Source organism: Sulfuricurvum sp. RIFCSPLOWO2_12_FULL_43_24, assembly GCF_001829605.1.
Lineage (GTDB): Bacteria > Campylobacterota > Campylobacteria > Campylobacterales > Sulfurimonadaceae > Sulfuricurvum.
Genome location: NZ_MIBT01000032.1, coordinates 1 through 3,189, shown reverse-complemented (window position 1 = coordinate 3,189; position 3,189 = coordinate 1). Strand labels below are relative to the sequence as shown.

Here is a 3,189-nt window from a genome sequence, read left to right as displayed (position 1 = left end):
TCAACTTGTATGTGATCCGGCTGACAATGCTCATGCGCATAAATTGGCGAGCGAAGTTCGTGATGAATTCGTCCTTATCGCTCATGGGCGTATCCGTTTACGTGGTGAAGGTTTGACAAATCCGCGTTTAAAAACGGGAGCAATTGAAGTGGTTGTGGATGAGCTCGTTATTGAAAACCGCTCTGAGCCGGTTCCGTTTGTTATCGGAGACAATAATGTCGGCGAAGAGACACGTCTCAAATACCGTTATCTTGATTTACGTAATCCATTAATGTATAACACATTTAAACTCCGTTCTAAAGCAGCTATTGCAGCCCGTAATGTACTAGACAGCTTAGGCTTTTTGGAAGTAGAGACCCCTATTCTCACCAAATCAACCCCTGAGGGTGCACGTGACTATCTTGTACCAAGTCGTGTCCATGAAGGTGAGTTCTACGCCCTCCCCCAATCTCCTCAACTTTTTAAACAGCTTTTGATGGTGGGTGGATTTGATCGCTATTTTCAAATTGCAAAATGTTTTCGTGATGAAGATTTACGTGCAGATCGTCAACCGGAATTTACCCAAATCGACGTAGAAATGAGCTTCTGCAACCAAGAAGATGTTATTCGTGTTGCCGAAGAGCTGATTACCGGTATGTTCGCGAGTGCCGGTCATACAGTGGTGACGCCGTTTAATCGTATCAAGTACTCTGATGCGATGGAATGGTATGGCTCCGATAAACCGGACCTTCGCTACGATCTTAAAATGGTTGATGTGATTGATATTTTTGCACGTTGCGACAACGAGATTTTCACAGGTATCGCCGCAAATCCAAAAATGAACCGCATCAAAGCGCTTCGCGTTCCGGGTGCTGATTTGGCATTCTCGAAACGGGAAATGAAAAGTTTCGAAGACTATGTACGTAAATTCGGTGCAAAAGGGCTCGGTTATTTCCAAATGAAAGAGGATGGTCTCAAAGGACCGTTGGAGAAGTTCTTCAGCCCTGAAGATTTGCAACTCCTTGTTGATCGTACCGGTATGGAAGTGGGCGACGTCGTATTCTTCGGTGCGGGTGATAAAAAAACCGTATGGGATTACATGGGTCGTTTCCGTATTTTCATTGCTGAACATGAAAAAATGAACCTTATCGACAAAGATCGTTTTGAATTTGTATGGGTTGTTGATTTCCCGATGTTCGAAATCGAAGAGGGGCGTGTCAAAGCACTTCACCATCCGTTCACCATGCCGCGTGATTTGAATCACGAGCATCTCGAAGACATCGAATCAATTGCCTATGACATCGTTCTTAACGGAACCGAACTGGGTGGCGGATCAATCCGTATCCACAAACAAGCATTGCAAGAGCAAATTTTCTCACTTCTGGGTATCGGAGAAGAGGAAGCTCAAGAAAAATTCGGCTTCTTACTTGATGCACTCAAATTCGGAGCACCGCCACACGGCGGTTTCGCCATTGGTTTTGATCGTTTCATGATGTTACTCTCTAAAAAAGATAGCATCCGTGATGTTATCGCGTTCCCGAAAACCCAAAGGGCATCATGTATCATGACCCAAGCACCAAGTCCTGTCGAATTGACGCAATTACGTGAACTGCATATACGTTTACGTGAAAGTGCTAAGTAATTGATGAAAAAACTTTTTTTGATCATCGGTGCGCCGGGTTCAGGGAAAACGACCGATGCACAGATCATAGCCGAACGTAACAGTGATGATATCGTTCACTACTCTACCGGAGATTTGCTCCGTGCCGAAGTAGCCAGTGGCTCTGAACGTGGAAAACAGATTGATAGTTTTATCGCTAAAGGGCTTATTGTTCCCATCGAGATCGCGATTGAGACTATTACGAGTGCTATAAAAGCAGCTCCGTCTGACGTGATCTTATTCGACGGATATCCTCGTTCTTTTGAACAAATGGATGAATTGGACAAATTTTTGCAAAATGATAGCTCTATCGAGCTTGTCAGCGTTATCGAAGTCGTTGTCAGTGAAGAGGTAGCGCGCGATCGTGTTTTAGGACGTGCTCGCGGTGCAGATGACAATGAAAAAGTGTTTAACAACCGTATGAAAGTGTATACTGATCCCTTAGCGGATATCCAAAGCTTTTATGAATCAAAAAACCTTCTCAAAAAAATTGACGGCGAACGTTCTATTGACGCCATTGTCGATGAGATGGAACTCTTTTTTGAATCAAAAATCTAATTAATAGGAATTAATATGAAGATAATTTTATTAGGTGCACCGGGTGCAGGAAAAGGGACACAAGCTCAGTTTTTGACCAAAGCATTCGATATTCCGCAAATATCCACAGGTGATATGCTCCGTGCCGCGATTAAAGCGGGGACTGAGCTTGGAACATTGGCGAAATCGTTTATGGATTCGGGGAAACTTGTTACCGATGAGATCATTATCGGTTTGGTTAAAGAGCGTATTCTAGAAGATGATTGCAAAAACGGTTTTCTTCTTGATGGTTTTCCACGTACTGTTCCTCAAGCCGATGCACTCAAAGAAGCGGGTGTTGCTATCGATGCCGTGATCGAGATCGATGTTGCTGATGGCGTTATTGTTGAGCGTATGTCAGGACGTCGTGCCCACCTCGCATCAGGTCGTACCTACCATGTTGTTTTCAATCCGCCGAAGGTAGAAGGAAAAGACGATGAGACTGGAGAAGATTTAGTTCAACGTGCTGATGATAAAGCGGAAGTCGTTCTCGATCGTCTCCGTGTTTATCATGAACAAACCAGCCCTCTTGTTAACTATTACCAAGGGGTTGCTGCTTCTGATACATCGGTAAAATACATCACCATCGACGGAACGCAAAAAATCGATGCTGTTGAAAAAGAAATATTGTCACAATTAAAATAATTTTTTCCCTTTCCCCTCTTGCGGGGAATCTCATGTTATAATCTTCTTATGAAAACTCCCCATTTTTATGCTGTAATAATCGGTTCTGAAATTCTTAACGGTCGTCGTGAAGATAAACATTTTTTGTACTTGCGTGATGCACTGCTCCGACGCGGATTTACACTGTTCTCATCTTGTATTATTAAAGATGACCCTACGCTTATCTATAATACCTTTTCCGTGATTAAAAATGATCCTGATGCTGTGATGTTCAGTTTCGGTGGTATCGGTTCAACTCCCGATGATTTAACGCGTCAGATTGCCTCCAACGTCTTCAGTGACGGTGAATT

At 43.4% G+C, this 3,189-nt stretch carries 4 protein-coding genes; all 4 read left to right on the top strand.

Translation table 11 applies throughout. The annotated features are described in order from the left end of the window. The coding region (gene aspS / locus A3G19_RS03120; protein ID WP_294870507.1) for an aspartate--tRNA ligase at positions 1-1,621 on the top strand (1,621 nt) is incomplete at its 5' end. Positions 1,622-1,624: 3 nt separating this feature from the next. Beyond that, the gene (locus tag A3G19_RS03115) at positions 1,625-2,197 is read left to right on the top strand and encodes an adenylate kinase (protein ID WP_294870505.1); all 573 of its coding nucleotides are present in this window, start codon (positions 1,625-1,627) and stop codon (positions 2,195-2,197) included. A gap of 15 nt (positions 2,198-2,212) precedes the next feature. Beyond that, positions 2,213-2,860: an adenylate kinase gene (gene adk / locus A3G19_RS03110; RefSeq protein WP_294870503.1), complete on the top strand. Its 648-nt coding sequence runs from the start codon at positions 2,213-2,215 to the stop codon at positions 2,858-2,860. 48 nt (positions 2,861-2,908) lie between these two features. Further along, positions 2,909-3,189 (top strand): molybdopterin-binding protein (locus A3G19_RS03105; RefSeq protein WP_294870501.1); only part of this gene is annotated, 281 nt, incomplete at its 3' end.